Source organism: Pseudomonas sp. Sample_9, from assembly GCF_004307535.1.
In the GTDB taxonomy this organism is placed as follows: domain Bacteria; phylum Pseudomonadota; class Gammaproteobacteria; order Pseudomonadales; family Pseudomonadaceae; genus Aquipseudomonas; species Aquipseudomonas mercuritolerans.
Window position 1 is genome coordinate 12,918 of sequence record NZ_RAZO01000467.1, and the last position, 1,813, is coordinate 14,730.

The 1,813-nt window shown below is 58.9% G+C and carries 2 protein-coding genes; both read left to right on the plus strand.

The genetic code is table 11. The features are described 5' to 3' along the window. Positions 1–147 precede the first annotated feature (147 nt). Positions 148–993 carry a MoxR family ATPase gene (locus D6877_RS26785; protein WP_007911294.1) on the plus strand — a complete coding sequence of 282 codons (846 nt, stop codon included), beginning with the start codon at positions 148–150 and terminating at the stop codon, positions 991–993. A gap of 12 nt (positions 994–1,005) precedes the next feature. Continuing rightward, a partial coding sequence (locus D6877_RS26790; RefSeq protein ID WP_130912650.1) for a VWA domain-containing protein occupies positions 1,006–1,813 on the plus strand: 808 nt, incomplete at its 3' end.

Below are 1,813 nucleotides of genomic sequence, written 5' to 3' on the forward strand. Positions count from 1 at the left end.
AGACTGAGTCAACATGTGACGCTCCATTCAGAGACTGAATAAGCCGTCTGCGTTCACAGTCGACCGGCGCGCGCGTTATAGTCGGGCATCCGATTATTTCGCCCCGCCCTGCCCGTAAGGTCAGCGTTACCGTTCGAGGATTTGCAGATGAAGTTCGAAGGCACCCAGGCCTACGTCGCCACCGATGACCTGAAGCTGGCGGTCAACGCCGCCATCACCCTGGAACGGCCGCTGCTGGTCAAGGGTGAGCCGGGCACCGGCAAGACCATGCTCGCCGAGCAACTGGCCGAGTCGTTCGGTGCCAAGCTGATCACCTGGCACATCAAGTCCACCACCAAGGCCCATCAGGGTCTGTACGAGTACGACGCGGTCAGCCGTTTGCGCGACTCGCAGCTGGGCAATGAAAAAGTCCACGATGTGCGCAATTACCTGAAGAAAGGCAAGCTTTGGGAAGCCTTCGAGTCCGAGGAGCGGGTGATTCTGCTGATCGACGAAATCGACAAGGCCGACATCGAGTTCCCCAACGACCTGTTGCAAGAACTCGACAAGATGGAGTTCTACGTTTACGAGATCGACGAGACCATCAAGGCCAAGAAGCGTCCAATCATCATCATTACTTCCAACAACGAAAAAGAACTGCCGGACGCCTTCCTGCGCCGCTGCTTCTTCCACTACATCGCCTTCCCCGACCGCACTACCCTGCAGAAAATCGTCGACGTGCACTACCCGGACATCAAGAAGGATCTGGTCAGCGAAGCGCTCGACGTGTTCTTCGACGTGCGCAAGGTACCGGGCCTGAAGAAAAAACCTTCGACGTCCGAGCTTGTCGACTGGCTGAAACTGCTGATGGCCGACAATATCGGCGAAGCGGTGCTGCGCGAGCGCGATCCGACCAAAGCCATCCCGCCACTGGCAGGCGCGCTGGTGAAGAACGAACAGGACGTGCAACTGCTTGAGCGCCTGGCGTTCATGAGCCGGCGCGGCACCCGCTAAGAGGCTGCTGCCATGTTGCTCAACCTGTTCAACGAAATGCGTGCAGCCAAGGTACCGGTGTCGGTGCGCGAGTTGCTCGACCTGATCAACGCGCTGAAACAGCGCGTGACCTTCGCCGACATGGACGAGTTCTATTACTTGTCGCGGGCGATTCTGGTGAAGGACGAACGCCATTTCGACAAGTTCGACCGCGCGTTCGGCGCCTATTTCAACGGCTTGGAAAAACTCGACGATCACTTGCAGGCGCTGATTCCCGAAGACTGGCTGCGCAAGGAATTCGAGCGCTCGCTGAGCGACGAAGAACGCGCGCAGATCCAGTCCCTTGGCGGGCTGGACAAGCTGATTGAAGAATTCAAGAAACGTCTGGAAGAACAGAAGGAACGTCACGCCGGCGGCAACAAGTGGATCGGCACCGGTGGCACCAGTCCGTTCGGCTCCGGCGGTTTCAACCCGGAGGGCATCCGGGTTGGCGATGCCGGCAAGCGTCAGGGCAAAGCGGTCAAGGTCTGGGACCAGCGCGAGTACAAGAACCTCGACGATTCGGTGGAACTGGGCACGCGCAACATCAAGGTCGCCCTGCGTCGTCTGCGCAAGTTCGCCCGCCAGGGTGCGGCGGAAGAACTCGACATTGACGGCACCATCGACCACACCGCCAAGGACGCCGGCCTGCTGAATATCCAGATGCGCCCGGAACGCCGCAACACGGTGAAGCTGTTGCTGTTATTCGACATCGGCGGCTCGATGGACGCGCACGTAAAGATCTGCGAGGAATTGTTCTCGGCCTGCAAGACCGAGTTCAAGCACCTGGAGTACTTCTACT